Consider the following 15,866-nt stretch of genomic DNA (forward strand, 5'->3'; position numbering starts at 1 on the left):
TCAGTTACCGTTTAGATGGATTAGATGGTAACATGGCGGGATGCCGTTCTCCCGGTCCGCGGCCCCCGGTGAACTCAGCTCGCTGGAGGACTTCTGCAACTCCGCCCGTTTCCTGTACGCCGAGGACGCTTTCGCCACCCCCGCGACCGCGGCGGCGTGGCTGCGCGAGCACCGGCTGGGCACCGTCGAACCGGACAAGCGGCAGCTCGCCCGGCTGGTGCGGGCGCGCGAGACCATCCGCGACCACCTCGGCGGCATCGATCCTGCGGCGACGTCCGCGGCGCTCGACCGGCTCGCCCGGGAGACGCTGGACGGGCCGCGATGGACCGCCGCCGGGGAGCCCGAACTGCGGCCGTGTCACGTGCGCGGGATCGACGGCCTGCTCGGCACCCTGCTGGCGGTACTGTTCACCGCCGGGGTCACCGGAGCGCTCGCGCGGCTCAAGACATGCCGCAACGCCGACTGCCGGTGGGTGTTCCACGATCGCTCGCCGGCGGGCAACAGCGTCTGGTGCAGCATGGACATCTGTGGCGCCCGGCACAAGATGCGCGCCTACCGCGCCCGCAGTACCCACTAGATGTTGAGCCCCCTCGATCGTGTGGGTAGGCCTCCCTGAGTGTGTGTCGACAGGGAGGAGCGCACATCGATGTCCGACGCCTGGGTACGCTTCGTCTCAGCGGCCGCCGTCGCCGTCGCCGTGTTCGTGGCCTTCCTCGGTGCCGAGCACCTGCTGCGGCGGACGCTGCGCAGGATGGGCAGGCGCTCGCGGTTGCTCGGCGAGCTGGCCGAGCACACCCGCAGGCCACTGCGCTGGTTCGGCGCCCTGCTCATCCTCAGGGTCACCGTCCTGGTGACCCTGCCCGCCTTCGCCTGGCACGGCTGGGTCTCGCACGCGCTGACCCTGGCGCTCATCGCGACCGGGGCATGGCTGCTGGCCGGCGTGCTCATCGTCGTCGAGCAGACGACGCTGTCCCGCCTCCACGTGGACGTCAGGGACAACCGGCACGCCCGGCGGGTGCAGACGCAGATCACCCTGCTCCGCCGCGTCACCGTGGCCGCGATCGCGGTGCTGGCGTTCGGCGCGATGCTGATGACCTTCCCCGGCGCCCGGGCAGCGGGCACCAGCCTGCTCGCTTCCGCCGGTGTCATCGGTGCCATCGCTGCACTGGCAGCGCAGTCGCTGCTCGGCAATGTTTTCGCCGGCCTGCAGATCGCCTTCAGCGACGCCATCCGGCTCGATGACGTGGTCATCGTCGAGGGCGAGTGGGGCCGCATCGAGGAGATCACGCTGACCTATCTGGTCGTGCACATCTGGGACGACCGCCGCCTGGTGATCCCGACCTCGCAGTTCATGTCGCAGCCGTTCGAGAACTGGACCCGGCGTCACGCCGCGCTGCTCGGCACGGTCGAGATGGACGTGGACTGGGCGATCCCGGTACAGGAGATGCGCGACGAGCTGCACCGGATCGTCGAGGGCACCGAACTGTGGGACGGCCGGGTGAGCGTCCTGCAGGTCACCGACGCCGTCAACACGCTGGTGCGGGTCCGGGCCCTGGTCAGCGCGGTGGACGCGCCGACGCTGTTCGACTTGCGCTGCCTCGTCCGCGAACGCCTCGTCCAGTGGGTCCGCTGCGAGCACCCGGAGGCTGTCCCGCACCTGCGGACCGAACGCCTCCTTCGGCCCGCCCCGGAGCCGGAGCGGGACGGCGCGGCCGAGCACGATCAGGACGCCCGCCTCTTCGACGACAGCCCGGACGGCAGGGCACGGGAGCGCGCGTTCAGCGGTCCGCGGACGTCGTGACCGCGCCGCCGCTCGCCCCTGCCCCTCGTGAGTGCGGAGACGAGTAAGAACTCGCGTGCGCACTCACGAGGGCCGCGGCAGGGGGAAGGGCTGGAGGCCGCCGCCGTCGAGCGCGAGGGTCTGGCCGGTCACGTACCCGCCGTCCTCGGACGCCAGGTAGCGGGCCGCGGCGGCGACGTCCTCGGGCGTGCCGACCCGGCCGACCGGGATCGACCGGCCGCGCCTGGCGAGCTCGGCCGCCTCGTCGAGGTCCGGTTCCAGGCTCAGGATCGCCCTGCTCGTGCCCACCAGGCCGGGGCAGATGGCATTCACGGTCACGCCCCACGCCGCCACGTCCATCGCCAGCGACCGGGTCAGCCCGATCACCGCGGCCTTCGACGCCGAGTAAGCCGTGGAGTACGGGGCGCCGACGAGGCCGGCCATCGACGAGATGTTCACGATCCGGCCCCACCGCTGCCGCCGCATCAGCGGCACCGCGAACCGCGACATCAGGTATGTCCCGCGCAGGTTGGTCCGCAGCACCTGGTCCCAGACCTCGACCGGCACCTCCTCGACGTCCCGGCGGTCCGGTCCCTGCGGGGCGGCGGCGTTGTTGACCAGGATGTCCAGCCTGCCGTGCCGCTCCCGCGCCTCGTCGACCATGCGGCGCGCGTCGGCTTCGTCACCTATGTCGCCGGTGACACCCGAGGCGACCCCGCCTTCCTCGGTGATCGCCGCCACCAGGCTCTCGATCCCGCGCCACTCGCCCGCCCCGGCACCGAGACGTTCCTGGCGCAGGTTCGGCACCCCGGTGGGCAGCCGGTCGGCCACGACGATCGCGGTGCCCTCGGCGGCGAGGGCGCGTGCGATCGCCTGCCCCACCCCGTCACGCTTGCCGCAACCGGTGACCAGCGCGACCCGCGCGGCAGGGGTGTTCATGACCGCTCCGCCTTTGCCGCCCGCGCCGACCTGCTCGGCATGCCACGCCCGGCCGGGCCGCCACCGTTGACGTCCAGCACGGTTCCGGAGACCCAGCGGGCCCGGTCGCTCGCCAGGTACAGCGCCGCGTAGGCGATGTCCCAGCTCGTGCCCTCGCTACCGAGCGCGACCATCCTCCGGCGCGCCTCCCGCGCCTCCTCCGGCAGGTCGCGTGCCGCCATAGACGTCCAGATCGCGCCAACCCGAACGCAGTTGACCCGGACGCCCAGCGGGCCGAGGGTCGAGGCTGCGCCGTGCGTCAGGTACTCGACACCCGCCTTGCCGATGCCGTAGACGCTGCCAGGGCCCGGCGAGTTCACCGCGGCCGAGGACACGTTGACGACCGCACCGCCGCCGGTCATCGCCGGTGCCGCGTGCCGGGTCATCATCCAGGCCGTCTTGAGGTTGAGATCGATCAGCTCGTCCCAGCGCTCCGGCGTCGTGTCGAACAGGCCCGCCCGGTCGCCGGACGCCGCGTTGTTGACGAGCGTGTCCACGCAGCCGAACCGGCCGACCGCAGCGGCGACGGCGCTCTCGCAGTCCCCGTCACGGGTCAGGTCGGCCTTGACGACCACGGACTCGCCGCCGGCCGCCTCGATCGCCGACACGGTGCGCTCGGCGGCCTCGGGGTCGCGGTCGACCACGGCGACGCGGGCACCGTGCCGGGCGAGTACGCAGCTCGTCGCGTACCCGACACCGCCCGCGGAGCCGGACAGCCCTCCGCCGGTGACGATCGCGGTCCGCCCCTCCATCCACAGTGGACCAGATTTGGAGTACGGATCGGTGTCCAGGTCGGTCATGAGCCCGCTCCAGGAGAGCTGAGCTCGGCCGCCGCCTCCAGGACGCCGAGCCGCCTGTGCAGCGTCGCCCGCATCTCCCGCAGCCCGTTCTCATCGATCATCTCGCGCCTCCCACCGGAACCGCCTCGCCGGACCACACGCCGAACACCCGCACGACCATCGACATCGCCGCGTTCCGTGAGCCGGCCACGAGCACCGGCACGTGCCGGGTCGACGGCAGGAACCGTTCGAACTCCTCGTCCCCGGGACCGCCGGGCTCGCCGGCGTGCCGGACACCGTTCTCGCCGACGCCGTCCTTGCCGGCACGGCGCAGGTCCGCGCGAGTCCGTCCACAGTGCTCGAGGAACCACGCCTGCACGTCGGCCCTGTCGTAGCCGGCCTTGGCGAGCAGCTGGGCGTGTTCCGGGCTGAACACCACGCCCACCGAGGTGTCACGGAAGATGAGCGAGCCGGTACGCGAGATGGTGTCCGCGAAGTCGTGCAGGATCTGCTCGGGGTCCTGGGTGTGCCGGTTGTCGACGAACTCGCACGTGCGCAGCAGCATCGCCGACACCGCGCTGGTGTCCGGCGGCTGCCCCGCCTCGGTGGCCAGCGGCGCCCAGGGGCTCTCCTCCTCATTCTCGCCGAGGCAGATCGACCACCGCCCTGGCAGGCCCTGGGTGGCCTGTTCCAGCACGCCCGGCCGGATGCCGAAGGCATTGCGGACGATGAGCCCGATCGCCCTTGCGACCGTCGCGTTCGGACGGAATCCGGGCCCGAAGACACCACCGCCGCAGTTGAACCCGAGTTCCGCCCGCACGGGCCCGTTGACCACGAGCAGCGGGGCGGGACCGCTGGTGCTCTGCCAGCCACCGCCGCGTGCCGCCCGGTCGCGCATGAGCGCCTCCCACGCGGCCAGCACGACCGGGAAGTACTCGGGAAGGCAGCCGGCCATGACCGCGCTGATCGCCGCCTGCTCGACGGTGCACTCCCGGTCGAACTGCTCGCTGCGGCCGATGACCTCCCCGGGAGCGCGCCCGGTGGTGGCGAGGAAGGCGTCCACCCGCGGCCGGGACGCGGGCACCACCGGCAGCCCGTCCGTCCAGTCCCGCTCGTAGCAGTACTCGATGGCCTCCTGGGCGACGTCGGGGTCGGGGCTCACGCGACACCCCCGGTGAGGACGGCCACGATGTCCGGCAGCGCCTGGCGCGCGCGCTCGCGCACCTGCCCGGGTGTCAGCACCGCCACCGGGTGGGCGGTCGTCGTGTAGCGGTAGCCTGCCGCCCCCTTGAGCTCGGCCATCGTGTCGGCCGTCACGGCGAACGCATCGCTGCAGACGACCGCGGCGGGGATGCCCCGCCGCTCGAAGGCGACACCGTCGGCCACGGCCGAGGCACTGCACGAGCCGCAGTCGCCGACACCGGTGATCACGGCGTCGCAGCTGGTCGCGAGCTCGTCGAGCAGCGCGTCGGGCACCGGAAGGGCGAACGCCGTCTTGGTCCTGGCCACCACCGCGGCCACGCCGTACTCGTCGGTGAGCAGCCTGCCCACCTCGTCGAGGAACAGCGCCGCGTTCTGCTTGGTGTTCTCCAGCAGGCCGACCGTCGCACCCCGCAGCGTCGCGCGCGGCGAGGCGAGCACGGCGTTCTCGGAGGCCTTCGCGGCGCCGCCGGTCGGGTCGAGAATCGAGTTCACCATCAGGACTCCCCGTGGATGATCACGCCGCGGATGTTCTTGCCGGCGAGCATGTCGCGGTAACCGTCGTTGACCTCGTCGAGCCGGTAGCGGTGCGTCACCAGCTCGTCGAGCCGCAGGTCACCCGAGCGGTACAGCCCGAGCAGCCGCGGGATGTCGTGGAGCGGGTTGGCGTTGCCGAACAGTGCTCCGTGGAAACGCCGCTGGTACAACGTCATGAGGCCGCCGGGCACGCCCAGCTCGTAGTCGCCGACGCCGGTGACGGTCACCTGGCCGTCCTTGCCGACCATCTCGGCCCCCTGCCGCACGACCTCGGTGTTCATCACGCCGACGGTCAGGATCGCGTGCTCGGCGAGTTGCCCCCTGGTCAGCTCCACGACCAGCTCCCGCGCCTGCGCCGGGTCGGAGAGGGCGTGCGTGGCGCCGAACTTCTTGGCCATCTCCAACTTGAACGGCACTGGGTCGATCGCGATCACGTGCTTCGCACCGGCATAGCGGGCGCCCTGCACGGCGTTGATCCCGACGCCGCCGATGCCGAAGATCACCACGGTCTGCCCGGCACGGACACCCGCGGCGTAGACGGCCGATCCCCAGCCGGTCGTGACCCCGCAGCCGACGAGCGCCGCCAGCTCCGGCGGCAGGTCCGGCTCGTAGGGCACGCACGAGGTCTCCGACAGCACCGCGCGCTCGGAGAACGTGCCCAGCACGCACATCCCACCCAGGTCCTCGCCGCCGGAGTGGAACCGGAACGTGCCGTCCGGCAGGCAGCCAGTCATCGCGTTCGCGCCCGCGTCGCACAGGTTCTGCCTGCCGGTCGAGCAGTACCGGCAGGTGCCGCACACCGGGATGAAGGAGCAGATCACGTGGTCGCCGACACCCACCCGGGTGACACCGGCGCCGACCGCCTCGACCACCCCGGCTCCCTCGTGCCCGCCGACCAGCGGCAGGCGTCCCGGCGAGTCGCCCGACCGGATGTGGTCGTCGGAGTGGCACATGCCGGCGGCCAGGAACCGGACCAGGACCTCACCGGCCTTCGGCTCGTCGAGTTCGATCTCCTCCACCCGCCACCACCTGTCGGGGCCGGCCTCGCGGAGCACCGCCGCCTTCGTCGTCAGCATCCTCAACCTCCTGTGCTCACCCGGCTCACTCGCGTCAGCCGTGTCTTCATCTCGGAGCGCTCCAGCGAACCCGGCGGCACCAGGTTGACCTCCGCCGGGACCGAGAGGCGGTTCCTGATCAGGCTCTCCAGCAGGCGGCGCAGGGTGTCGTGGTCGCCGGGCGCGGCGCCCCACTCCACGTCGAGGCGCAGCGGCGGCTCTACCCGGGGGCCCGCCCGCTCCAGCACCACCTGCATCGCCCCCGAGGTGCGCGGATGCAGGGTCTGCACGACATCCCGCACCGCGGCGGGAAAGACGTTGACGCCGAGCACGATCAGCATGTCGTCGGTGCGGCCGACGCAGCGGATGAGCGGGGCACCGTCGCTGTCGAGCCCGGTCACGTGCACGCGGTCGCGGGTACGAAAACGCACGAGCGGGCAGCATTCACGCGCGAGCGCGGTGTAGACGAGCTCGCCGCTCACGCCGGGCTCTGGCGGCAGGACCGTACCGGTGTCCGGGTCGATGAGCTCGACGAACACGTGGTCGCCGCCGGTCAGCCGCATCCCCGCGGCGCCCGGCCGCTCGGCGAACAGGATCGGCGCCATGTCCGCGTTGCCGAGCCCCTCGGTGACACGGGCGCCCCACTCCCGCTCGATGTGCTCGCGAAACGCAGGCTCGCCACCGCCCGGCTCGCCACCGACCATCAGCCTGCGCAGCCCGAAGTCCTTCGGGTCGCGGCCGCTCTCGCGCAGGTACTCGGCGAGGTAGCGGGCGTAGGACGGCGTGGAGTGCAGCACGGTCACGTCGAAGGAGTCCATCGCGAGGAGCGCCTTCGCCGAGGCACCCGTGCCGACCGGGATCATCGTCGCGCCGATGTCCTCGACCGCGTCCCGGACCGGCAGGCCGCCGACGAACATCGTGAGCCCGGCGCCGTGCACCAGGACGTCGTCCCGGCACAGCCCCTGGGCACGCAGCGCCGCCGCGGTCGTCGCCGTCCACGAACGGGAGTCGGCGGCCGTGACACCGACCCAGCTCGGCGTGCCCGTGGTGCCCGTCGAGGCGTGCACCCGGATCACCTCGGACAGCGGCGCGGCGGCGTGCCGGCCCAGCGGCGGCGCGTCGGCCTGGCTCTGCCGCAGCATCGACTTCGTGGTGAACGGGAAACGGCCGAGATCACCCAGATCCGCGAGAGCCGGGGCGCCGAGGCCGTGCGCACCGAACAGGCTCGCGTAGAACGGGGAGCGGGCGAGCACGTACCCGAGCTGACGGCGGAGGGCTGCGAGCACCCGGCCGCGGTCGGAGGCGGGAACGAAGCCGGCTGCGTCCACGAGGAAACCCCATCGTTTCGGATACACGGCACTCTGCTGGCGCGCGTCGGACTGGACACCGGCGTTTCTACCCGGGCCGCACGCCCGGCCGCAGCAATGTTTCCCCCTCCCGGAAACCACGGGTCCGCCGCAGTGGGATTGCACTAGACAGACGTGGAGCGACGAGCGAGAAGGGGACGATGCAGTGGGCGCAGTGGGCGCGGTGGGTAGCGGGTTCGGCAGCGCGGTGAACGTGGAGTCTGTGGAGTCTATTGTGGATTACACAAGGGTGAACAGCATCGTGATCGACGGCGGCGTGTGATGCCTCCGATGGTGCGGGCCGCCGTCCAGACCGGACCGCGTGCCCTGGAGATCCGCGAGTTCCCGCGCCCGCGCATCGGCGCCGACGACGGGCTGCTGCGGGTCGAGGCGTGCGGCATCTGCGGCAGCGACGTGGAGCAGTACAAGGGGCACCTCGGCGACCGCTTCACGTTCCCGCTGATCCCCGGCCACGAACCGCTCGGGATCGTCGAGGAGGTCGGCGAGAACGCCGCGAGGCGGTGGGGCGTCCGGCCGGGCGACCGGGTCGCGCTGGAGATCATGGTCCCCTGCCACTCGTGCGAGCGGTGCCTGAGCGGGCAGTACCTTTCCTGTGGCGACCGGCAAGCCAGCCACGGCTACACGCCGGTGGAGCGGGAGCCGGGTCTCTGGGGCGGCCTGGCCGAGTACGTGTACCTGCACCCGAACTCGATCCTGCACAAGGTGCGCGGGGACATCCCGGCCGAGCTGGCCGTGCTGTTCAACCCGCTGGGCGCGGGCGTGCGCTGGGCGTGCGAGCTCGGCGGAACCCGGCTCGGCGACACGGTACTGATCCTCGGCTGCGGGCAGCGCGGGCTCACTTCGCTGATCGCCGCCAGAGCGGCCGGGGCCGGGACCGTCATCGTGACCGGGCTCGAACGCGACCGGGCGAAGCTCGACCTGGCGCGCGACTTCGGCGCCGATCACACGATCGTGGCGGATGCCGAGGACGTCGTGGAACGGGTCGCCGACCTCACCGGCGGCGCGGGCGCCGATGTCGTGCTCGAGCTCACCCCGCTGGCCGCGGAGCCCGTCATCGACGCGCTGCGCGCCGTACGCCACGGGGGCCGCGTCGTGCTGGCGGGCCTCAAGGGCGACCGGACCGTGCCGATGGACACCGACCTGCTCGTCAACAAGGCGATCACGCTCGTCGGCGCCTACGGGGTCGACGCACGTGCCTACGGCGAGGCGATCCGGATCATCGAGTCCGGCCGCTTTCCCCTGGAGAAGATGCACACCCGCACCTTCGAGCTCGCCGAGACCGCGCGGGCCATCGAGACGCTGGCGGGGGATGTGCCCGGCGAGAGCGCCGTGCACGTTGCCGTCCGGCCGGGAGGCTGACCGTGCCACGGCCGACGATGCGCTTGATCGATTCAGGCGCCGTCCTGCTCAGCGCTGTGCCGGGACGGCCGCACACTGCTCCCCGACGGACGCGATCGCATCCTCCAGGTCCGGGAACACGGGAAGTGACCGGTCGAGCCCGGTGACGTGCAGCGGGCGCAGCACCGAATGCGGGCCGGTCACAGCCCAGCTCACGGCGTTGCGCTGCGCGGCCGTCGACGTGTGCACCAGTACCGAAAGGCCGGCGGCGCCGAAGAAGCGGGTCTCCCCCAGATCGAGCACCAGCGATCGGACGCGCTGAAGTTGCTCGTCGACGCAACTCTGCAGGGCCGGCGCGGCGACGATGTCGACCTCTCCGATCACATGCGTGACCTCAAGCCCGGCCGGCCGCTGCTCGACCTGGATCACCATGTCCGTGCTCGTCAGGTTCTGCATAGTGCTGCCGCCTTCCGGTCTACGCGGAGGTTCCCCGGAGAAGTCGGCTGGGACACCGAGGGGTCGAGCGTACAGATATGCCCCGGAGGCCCCGCCAGAGAATTTGGCCGACACTCCCCGGTGCGGCTGTCTGCTCAACCACTGCCCCAACGGTACGCGCCCCGGCGAGGTCATCGCAAGAGCACCCCGCGTGCTCCCCGAACGTGTTCAGTTCCTGTTAAGTCCTTTGTAGACGTGAAGTGAGGTGATTCGCCGTGGCATGCATGACCGCCCGCCCCATGGGTAGCCAGTGACCACGAGGGATGAGAGGAGCAACGATGGTCGCACACGGAGCGCCGGGCCAGCAGGCCGATCCGCGCGCTGAGGGCCCCGCCCTCGTGTGGCAGGGCGAGACCGGGGCGCCGGTGGTTCTCGTGCTCGACCCGGCAGGGGAGGCCAAGCACGAAGATGTGCCGCCGACCTGGGCGGAGCTGAGCCGGAACCGGCAGATCGGCTGGTGCCGGGTGGCCACCGAGGGCGCGCTCACCGAAGCGGAGGAACTGCTCTCCGACCCCGGTGCGCTCGGTGCGCCGATCGACCTCGTCACGAGCGGGCCGGCGAGCCTGGAGGTGCTCGACCTGGCCTGCCGGCACCCCGACACGGTTCGCTCGCTGCTGCTGGTCGATCCGGAGGCCACCGATGTCGACCACGGGCGGAACTCGGCCCCTCCCGGCAACCGGCACGAACCGGAGGAGGCCACCCGGAGGCGGGAGCTCGAAGCGGCCGGTGTCACCGTCGAGGTCGTCGCCCGGAGCTTCCGGGGCGACCGGGACCGGATCGATCCTCCGTTGCCGCTGGGGCATCCGGAGGTGGCGACCGCGGTCCGCGACACGGTGGCCGCGCTCGACGCGCGCTAGCCCCTCGACGGGAGCCGGTGGTGTGAGCCCGCACATCGGCGGGTAACCGTTGCCGTGACGCCGCACGAGCAACCGCGTACCGGGGACAGCGAGCAAGACGGTGGCTACGAGAACGTGGCGCCGCTCTTCGCCGAACTGGCCACCCTGACGCCGAGGACACCCCGATACGAGGAACTACGCGCGGAGATCGTCACGCGGTGCCTGCCGCTGGCCGAGCACATCGCCCGCCGCTTCGTCGGCCGGGGCGAGGCACGGGACGACCTCGTGCAGGTGGCCAGACTGGGCCTGCTCAACGCGATCGACCGGTTCGATCCGGACCGCGGCACGGAGTTCGTCGCCTTCGCGGTACCGACGATCATGGGCGAGGTCCGCAGGCACTTCCGGGACTCCAGCTGGGCGGTACGCGTGCCGCGCAGGCTGAAAGAGCTTCACCTCGCCCTCAGCCAGACGAGCGGCAAGCTCGCCCAGCGGCTCGGCAGGGCGCCGACGCCGAGCGAGCTGGCGGCCGAGTTGGACCTGACGACCGAGGACGTCTCGGACGGACTGCTGGCCGGCAACGCATACCAGTCGGTGTCGATGGACGCGGCCTACGACGAGGGCGGCACACTGCCGCTGGCCGAGACCGTGGGCGAGTACGACGCGGAACTCGAGCACGTCGACTACCACGAGTCGCTGCAACCGCTGCTGGCCGGCCTCCCGGAGCGGGAGCGTCGCGTGCTGATGCTGCGGTTCTTCGGGAACATGACCCAGACGCAGATCGCCGAGCGGGTCGGGATATCGCAGATGCACGTGTCCCGACTGCTCGCCAGGACGCTGAGCTTCCTGCGCTCGGAGCTCACCGAGTAGCACCGGGCAGCACGGCCCGGCGCCGTTTGACCGGACCGGCCGCCGGGTAAGCACGGCTCATGGTGAGCATGGGTTACTTCCTCGCCACCGAGACGTTCGGGCCACACGAACTCGTCCGGCAGGCGAAGAAGGCCGAACAGGCGGGCTTTCGGCGGTTGTGGATCTCCGACCACTTCCATCCCTGGATCAGGGAGCAGGGCCACAGCCCGTTCGTCTGGTCGGTCATCGGTGCGCTCTCCGAGGCGACCGACCTGCCGATCACCACCGCCGTGACGTGCCCGCTCATCCGGACCCATCCCGCCGTGATCGCACAGGCCGCGGCGACCGCGGGCGTGCAGTGCCGGGGCGGTTTCACGCTCGGCGTCGGCACCGGCGAGGCGATCAACGAGCACATCACCGGTGATCGCTGGCCCCCGCCCCCGGTCCGGATCGACATGCTGACCGAGGCGATCGAGATCATCCGGGCACTGCACGAGGGCAAGGAGGTGACCCACCGCGGCGAGCACTTCACGGTCGAGAACGCCCGCGTGTTCACCCGCCCGGACGAGCCGGTGCCGATCAACGTCGCGGCGTTCGGGCCGCGCGCCGCCCGGATCGCCGGCCGGTTCGGTGACGGCTTCTGCACCGTCGTCCCGAACGCCGACCTCGTCCGGGAGTACCGCGAGGCCGGCGGCACCGGCCCCGCCCAGGGCGGAACGAAGGTCTGCTGGGCAGACACCGAGGAGGAGGGCGTCCGCACGGCCCACCGGCTCTGGCCGACCGAGCTGCTGCCCGGCACGTTGCCCTCGATCCTGCCGCGGCCGCGCGACTTCGAGATGGCGGCGGGCGTCGTCAGCGAGGACATGGTGCGGGAGAAGTTCACCTGCGGTCCCGACCCGGCGCGGCATCTCGAACAGGTCCGGCAGTACGTCGACGCCGGCTTCGACGAGATCTACGTCCAGCAGATGGGCGAGGAGCAGGACAAGTTCTTCGACGCCTGGGCCGAGCACGTCCTGCCACACGTCCCCGTCGACTAGCGAGGGCCACCATGGAAGCCGAGATCACTCTCACCGTGGACGGTGCGCGCCGGACGCTCGCCGTCGACACCAGGGTCACCCTGCTCGACGCCCTGCGCGAGCGGCTCGGCGTGACCTCGCCCAAGAAGGGCTGCGGCCACGGCCAGTGCGGCGCCTGCACCGTGCTGCTCGACGGGCGGCGCGCGACGACCTGCCTGGCCCTCGCGGTCGCGCACGACGGCGCGCGGATCACCACGAGCGCGGGCCTGGCAGGCACGGACGAGCTGCATCCGCTGCACCAGGCGTTTCTGGACCACGACGGATTCCAGTGCGGCTACTGCACGCCCGGCCAGATCTGCTCGGCCGCCGGTGTGCTCGACGAGGCGGAGCGGGGCTGGCCCAGCGCGGTCACCGCCAACATCACCGACATCACCGACACCGCCGGCGCACCCGCGCTCGACGCCGGGGAGATCCGCGAACGGATGAGCGGCAACCTGTGCCGCTGCGGTGCCTATCCCAACATCGTCGCCGCCGTCGCCGCCGTCGCCGAGGGGAGGTCACGGTGATCCCGTTCGACTACCGCCGCGCCGAAGACACGGACGGCGCCGTCGCCACCGTCGCGGGGAACCCCCGCGCGGCCTTCCTCGGCGGCGGCACGAACCTGGTGGACCACATGAAGCTCGGCGTAGCCGAGCCGGAGCTGCTCGTCGACGTCACGCGGCTGCCGCTGGACCGGGTCGACCGGCTGCCCGGCGGCGGTCTCCGGATCGGCGCGGCCGTGCGCAACAGCGACCTGGCCGCCGACCACGACGTCCGCGAGCGCTACCCCGTGCTGTCCCAGGCACTGCTGGCCGGGGCGTCGGGGCAGCTGCGCAACCTCGCGACGACCGGCGGCAACCTGTTGCAGCGCACCCGTTGCGTGTACTTCCAGGACGTCACGACACCGTGCAACAAGCGCGAGCCGGGGCAGGGCTGCTCCGCACTGGAGGGCTACAGCCGTTACCACGCCGTCCTCGGCGCGTCCCGGCACTGCGTCGCGGTGCACCCCTCGGACATGGCCGTGGCGCTCACCGCGCTCGACGCCGGCGTGCGGGTGCAGGGACCGGACGGCGAGCGCACCGTCGCGGTGGCCGACCTGCACCGGCTGCCCGGCGAGCATCCCGAATGGGACACCGTGCTGAACCACGGTGAGCTGATCACCGCCGTCGAGCTGCCGGAGCTGCCGATGGCCGCCCGCTCCCGCTACCGCAAGGTGCGTGACCGCGCGTCGTACGCCTTCGCCCTCGTCTCCGTGGCCGCGGCACTCGACCTCTCCGGCGGCACGATCCGCGATGTCCGGATCGCCCTCGGCGGGGTCGCGCACAAACCGTGGCGCGCCACCCTCGCCGAGGCCGCGCTGCGCGGAGCCCCGCCCGCGGCCGACGAGTTCCGGGCCGCAGCCGAGGCCGAGCTGGCCGACGCACAGCCGTTGCGGGACAACGGTTTCAAGGTGCCGATGGCGCGCAACACGCTGGTGTCGGTGCTGTCCGAGCTCGCCGGGGAGGAGCTGCGATGACCGAGCTGCTGCGACCGCGGTCGATGGGGCAGGCCCGGGAGCGTGTGGACGGCGCGGCGAAGGTCACCGGCCGCGCCCGCTACGCCTTCGAGCAGCCGGTCGAGCGGCCCGCCTACGTGCATCCGGTGCAGGCCACGATCGCGCGCGGCCGGGTCAGGACCATGCACACCGGCGACGCGGCCGCCCTCGACGGGGTGCTCACGGTGCTCACCCCGGACAACGCGCCCCTGCTGGCCACCGGCCACGACCCCGAGCTGGAGATCCTGCAGTCCCCCGAGGTCGCCTTCCGCGGGCAGCTGATCGGCGCGGTGATCGCCGAGACGCCGGAGACGGCGCGGCAGGCGGCCGGCCTCGTGCGCGCCGACTACGAGCGGCAGCCGCACGACGTCACGCTCTCGCCGGAGCGCGACGACCTCTACCGGCCGGACGTGGTGAACCCGAGCCTGCCGACCGACACCGGCCAGGGCGATGTCGACGCGGCGCTGCGCGCGGCGGAGCACACCGTGGCGGCCACCTACACCACCGCGATGTACCACAACAACCCGATGGAGCCGCACGCCACGGTCGCGCTGTGGGACGAGGGCGGCCTGACGCTGCACGACTCGACGCAGGGCGTGCACGCGATGCGGGAGGCGGTGGCCCCCGTGCTCGGCCTGGACAAGGAACGGATCCGGGTGATCGCCCGCTACGTCGGCGGCGGTTTCGGCTCCAAGGGCACGGCGCACGCGCACATCGTGCTGGCCGCGCTTGCCGCCAAGCGGATGCCCGGCCGTCCCGTGAAGCTGGCACTGACGCGGCAGCAGATGTTCTCCCTCGCCGGCTACCGCACCCCGACGATCCAGCGGGTCCGGCTCGCCGCGGACGCGGCCGGCAGGCTCACCGCCATCGGCAACGACGTGGTGGAGCAGACCTCGCGGATCAAGGAGTTCGCCGAGCAGACCGGCGTGCCCGCGCGGACGACGTACGCCGCGCCCAACCGGCGCACCACCCACCGGCTGGCGGCACTCGACGTGCCGGTGCCGTCGTGGATGCGGGCCCCAGGCGAATGCCCGGGCATGTTCGGTCCCGAGGTCGCGATGGACGAGCTCGCCGAGGACTGCGGGCTGGACCCCGTCGAGCTGCGCGTCCGCAACGAACCGGAGACCGATCCGGACACCGGGCTGCCGTTCTCCAGCCGCGACCTCGTCGGCTGCCTGCACGAAGGCGCCCGCCGCTTCGGCTGGCAGCGCCGCGAACGGGCTCCACGATCCCGCATCGAGGACGGCTGGTGGACCGGCACCGGCGTCGCGAGCTCGACCTATCCGGTGCATTCGGCGCCCGGCACCTCCGCCACCGTCCGGCTCGGCCGCGACGGGAGCTTCGAGGTGCTGATCGGCGCCGTCGACATCGGGACCGGGGCCTGGACGATCCTGACCCAGATCGCCGCCGACGCGCTGGGCGTCCCGGCCGAGGACGTGCACCTCCATCTCGGGGACACGGATCTGCCGCAGGCTCCGGTGGCGGGCGGCTCGTCCGGCACCACCAACTGGGGAACCGCGATCGTCGAGGCGGCACGCTCGTTCCGGGAGAAGTACGGGGCCGATGCCGGGCCGGGCGACGAGTTAATCGCCACCGTGCCGGCCAATCCCCACTCGGACCGGTTCGCGATGCGTGCCTTCGGTGCGCAGTTCGCCGAGGTGCGGGTCCACGCGGCCACCGGTGAGGTCCGGGTGCCGCGGCTGCTGGGCGTGTTCGCCGCGGGCCGGATCGTGAACCCGCGCACCGCGCGGTCCCAGTTCATCGGCGGGATGACGATGGGACTGTCGATGGCGCTGCACGAGGACAGCGTCTTCGACGAACGGTTCGGCTTCGTCGTGAACCACGACCTCGCCGAGTACCACATCGCGGCCTGCGCCGATGTGGAGTCGATCGAGGCCCAATGGCTCGACGAGCACGACCCTTACGTGAATCCCATGGGTACCAAGGGAATCGGCGAGATCGGCATCGTCGGAACCGCGGCGGCGATCGCGAACGCGGCCTACCACGCGACTGGTGTGCGGATCCGCGACCTGCCGGTGACGGCGGACAAGTTCCTGGACTGAACA

At 72.0% G+C, this 15,866-nt stretch carries 16 protein-coding genes; 9 read left to right on the plus strand and 7 right to left on the minus strand.

Annotation, left to right across the window (positions count from 1 at the left end):
• Window positions 1-40 precede the first annotated feature (40 nt).
• Both JAP66_RS19795 and JAP66_RS19800 read left to right on the plus strand, forming a co-directional pair.
• Window positions 41-577: a CGNR zinc finger domain-containing protein gene (locus tag JAP66_RS19795; protein WP_199433284.1), complete on the plus strand. Its 537-nt coding sequence runs from the start codon at window positions 41-43 to the stop codon at window positions 575-577.
• Window positions 578-646: 69 nt separating this feature from the next.
• On the plus strand, window positions 647-1,801 hold the full coding sequence (locus tag JAP66_RS19800) for a mechanosensitive ion channel family protein (RefSeq protein WP_199433285.1): 1,155 nt from the start codon (window positions 647-649) through the stop codon (window positions 1,799-1,801).
• Window positions 1,802-1,864: 63 nt separating this feature from the next.
• On the opposite strand, the gene JAP66_RS19805 is transcribed toward JAP66_RS19800, so the two are convergent.
• The 6 genes from JAP66_RS19805 to JAP66_RS32965 all read right to left on the minus strand — a co-directional run bounded on the left by JAP66_RS19805 (window position 1,865) and on the right by JAP66_RS32965 (window position 7,657).
• Entirely contained in the window at window positions 1,865-2,719 is an 855-nt protein-coding gene (locus JAP66_RS19805) for an SDR family NAD(P)-dependent oxidoreductase (RefSeq protein ID WP_199433286.1), read from the minus strand.
• Window positions 2,716-3,558, minus strand: a complete 843-nt coding sequence (locus tag JAP66_RS19810; RefSeq protein ID WP_235999165.1) for an SDR family NAD(P)-dependent oxidoreductase — start codon at window positions 3,556-3,558, stop codon at window positions 2,716-2,718. Before JAP66_RS19810 ends, JAP66_RS19805 begins: the two co-directional genes overlap by 4 nt.
• A gap of 97 nt (window positions 3,559-3,655) precedes the next feature.
• Window positions 3,656-4,699 (minus strand): hypothetical protein, encoded by a 1,044-nt coding sequence (locus JAP66_RS19815; RefSeq protein ID WP_199433287.1) that lies wholly within the window; start codon window positions 4,697-4,699, stop codon window positions 3,656-3,658.
• Window positions 4,696-5,235 carry a UGSC family (seleno)protein gene (locus tag JAP66_RS19820; protein ID WP_199433288.1) on the minus strand — a complete coding sequence of 180 codons (540 nt, stop codon included), beginning with the start codon at window positions 5,233-5,235 and terminating at the stop codon, window positions 4,696-4,698. The genes JAP66_RS19815 and JAP66_RS19820 overlap by 4 nt, the downstream gene beginning before the upstream one ends.
• Window positions 5,235-6,350, minus strand: coding sequence for an NDMA-dependent alcohol dehydrogenase (locus tag JAP66_RS19825; RefSeq protein ID WP_199433289.1), 1,116 nt, complete (start codon window positions 6,348-6,350; stop codon window positions 5,235-5,237). The genes JAP66_RS19820 and JAP66_RS19825 overlap by 1 nt, the downstream gene beginning before the upstream one ends.
• A 2-nt stretch (window positions 6,351-6,352) precedes the next feature.
• Window positions 6,353-7,657 (minus strand): phenylacetate--CoA ligase family protein, encoded by a 1,305-nt coding sequence (locus JAP66_RS32965; RefSeq protein WP_199433290.1) that lies wholly within the window; start codon window positions 7,655-7,657, stop codon window positions 6,353-6,355.
• A gap of 309 nt (window positions 7,658-7,966) precedes the next feature.
• Between JAP66_RS32965 and JAP66_RS19835 the strand changes: the two genes are divergently transcribed.
• A complete protein-coding gene (locus JAP66_RS19835) occupies window positions 7,967-9,055 on the plus strand; it encodes a zinc-dependent alcohol dehydrogenase (protein ID WP_235999166.1) in 1,089 nt (362 codons plus the stop codon).
• 48 nt (window positions 9,056-9,103) lie between these two features.
• Here JAP66_RS19835 and JAP66_RS19840 read toward each other — a convergent pair whose 3' ends face one another.
• A complete protein-coding gene (locus JAP66_RS19840; protein ID WP_199433292.1) occupies window positions 9,104-9,490 on the minus strand; it encodes an anti-sigma factor antagonist in 387 nt (128 codons plus the stop codon).
• A gap of 317 nt (window positions 9,491-9,807) precedes the next feature.
• On the opposite strand from JAP66_RS19840, the gene JAP66_RS19845 reads away from it, so the two are divergent.
• From JAP66_RS19845 to JAP66_RS19870, 6 genes are read left to right on the plus strand one after another with little or no spacing between them, the layout of a single operon-like run.
• The gene (locus JAP66_RS19845; protein WP_199433293.1) at window positions 9,808-10,386 is read left to right on the plus strand and encodes a hypothetical protein; all 579 of its coding nucleotides are present in this window, start codon (window positions 9,808-9,810) and stop codon (window positions 10,384-10,386) included.
• Between the two features lie 54 nt (window positions 10,387-10,440).
• Window positions 10,441-11,232, plus strand: a complete 792-nt coding sequence (locus tag JAP66_RS19850; protein WP_199433294.1) for a SigB/SigF/SigG family RNA polymerase sigma factor — start codon at window positions 10,441-10,443, stop codon at window positions 11,230-11,232.
• 59 nt (window positions 11,233-11,291) lie between these two features.
• Entirely contained in the window at window positions 11,292-12,248 is a 957-nt protein-coding gene (locus JAP66_RS19855) for a TIGR03557 family F420-dependent LLM class oxidoreductase (protein WP_199433295.1), read from the plus strand.
• Window positions 12,249-12,259: 11 nt separating this feature from the next.
• Complete coding sequence (locus tag JAP66_RS19860) at window positions 12,260-12,793, plus strand: 2Fe-2S iron-sulfur cluster-binding protein (RefSeq protein WP_199433296.1); 534 nt, start codon at window positions 12,260-12,262, stop codon at window positions 12,791-12,793.
• The gene (locus JAP66_RS19865) at window positions 12,790-13,782 is read left to right on the plus strand and encodes an FAD binding domain-containing protein (protein ID WP_199433297.1); all 993 of its coding nucleotides are present in this window, start codon (window positions 12,790-12,792) and stop codon (window positions 13,780-13,782) included. Before JAP66_RS19860 ends, JAP66_RS19865 begins: the two co-directional genes overlap by 4 nt.
• Window positions 13,779-15,863, plus strand: coding sequence for a xanthine dehydrogenase family protein molybdopterin-binding subunit (locus JAP66_RS19870; protein ID WP_199433298.1), 2,085 nt, complete (start codon window positions 13,779-13,781; stop codon window positions 15,861-15,863). The genes JAP66_RS19865 and JAP66_RS19870 overlap by 4 nt, the downstream gene beginning before the upstream one ends.
• The last annotated feature ends 3 nt before the right edge of the window (window positions 15,864-15,866 follow it).

Source organism: Qaidamihabitans albus, assembly GCF_016464705.1.
GTDB classification, from domain to species: domain Bacteria; phylum Actinomycetota; class Actinomycetes; order Mycobacteriales; family Pseudonocardiaceae; genus Qaidamihabitans; species Qaidamihabitans albus.

Bases quoted from the DNA above. Each gene is read 5' to 3' on its own strand.
- JAP66_RS19860 (WP_199433296.1), top strand. From the start codon at position 12,260: ATGGAAGCCGAGATCACTCTCACCGTGGACGGTGCGCGCCGGACGCTC.
- JAP66_RS19800 (WP_199433285.1), top strand. From the start codon at position 647: ATGTCCGACGCCTGGGTACGCTTCGTCTCAGCGGCCGCCGTCGCCGTC.
- JAP66_RS19825 (WP_199433289.1), bottom strand. From the start codon at position 6,350: ATGCTGACGACGAAGGCGGCGGTGCTCCGCGAGGCCGGCCCCGACAGG.
- JAP66_RS19835 (WP_235999166.1), top strand. From the start codon at position 7,967: ATGGTGCGGGCCGCCGTCCAGACCGGACCGCGTGCCCTGGAGATCCGC.
- JAP66_RS19845 (WP_199433293.1), top strand. From the start codon at position 9,808: ATGGTCGCACACGGAGCGCCGGGCCAGCAGGCCGATCCGCGCGCTGAG.
- JAP66_RS19805 (WP_199433286.1), bottom strand. From the start codon at position 2,719: ATGAACACCCCTGCCGCGCGGGTCGCGCTGGTCACCGGTTGCGGCAAG.
- JAP66_RS19795 (WP_199433284.1), top strand. From the start codon at position 41: ATGCCGTTCTCCCGGTCCGCGGCCCCCGGTGAACTCAGCTCGCTGGAG.
- JAP66_RS19840 (WP_199433292.1), bottom strand. From the start codon at position 9,490: ATGCAGAACCTGACGAGCACGGACATGGTGATCCAGGTCGAGCAGCGG.
- JAP66_RS19870 (WP_199433298.1), top strand. From the start codon at position 13,779: ATGACCGAGCTGCTGCGACCGCGGTCGATGGGGCAGGCCCGGGAGCGT.
- JAP66_RS19855 (WP_199433295.1), top strand. From the start codon at position 11,292: ATGGTGAGCATGGGTTACTTCCTCGCCACCGAGACGTTCGGGCCACAC.
- JAP66_RS19810 (WP_235999165.1), bottom strand. From the start codon at position 3,558: ATGACCGACCTGGACACCGATCCGTACTCCAAATCTGGTCCACTGTGG.
- JAP66_RS19820 (WP_199433288.1), bottom strand. From the start codon at position 5,235: ATGGTGAACTCGATTCTCGACCCGACCGGCGGCGCCGCGAAGGCCTCC.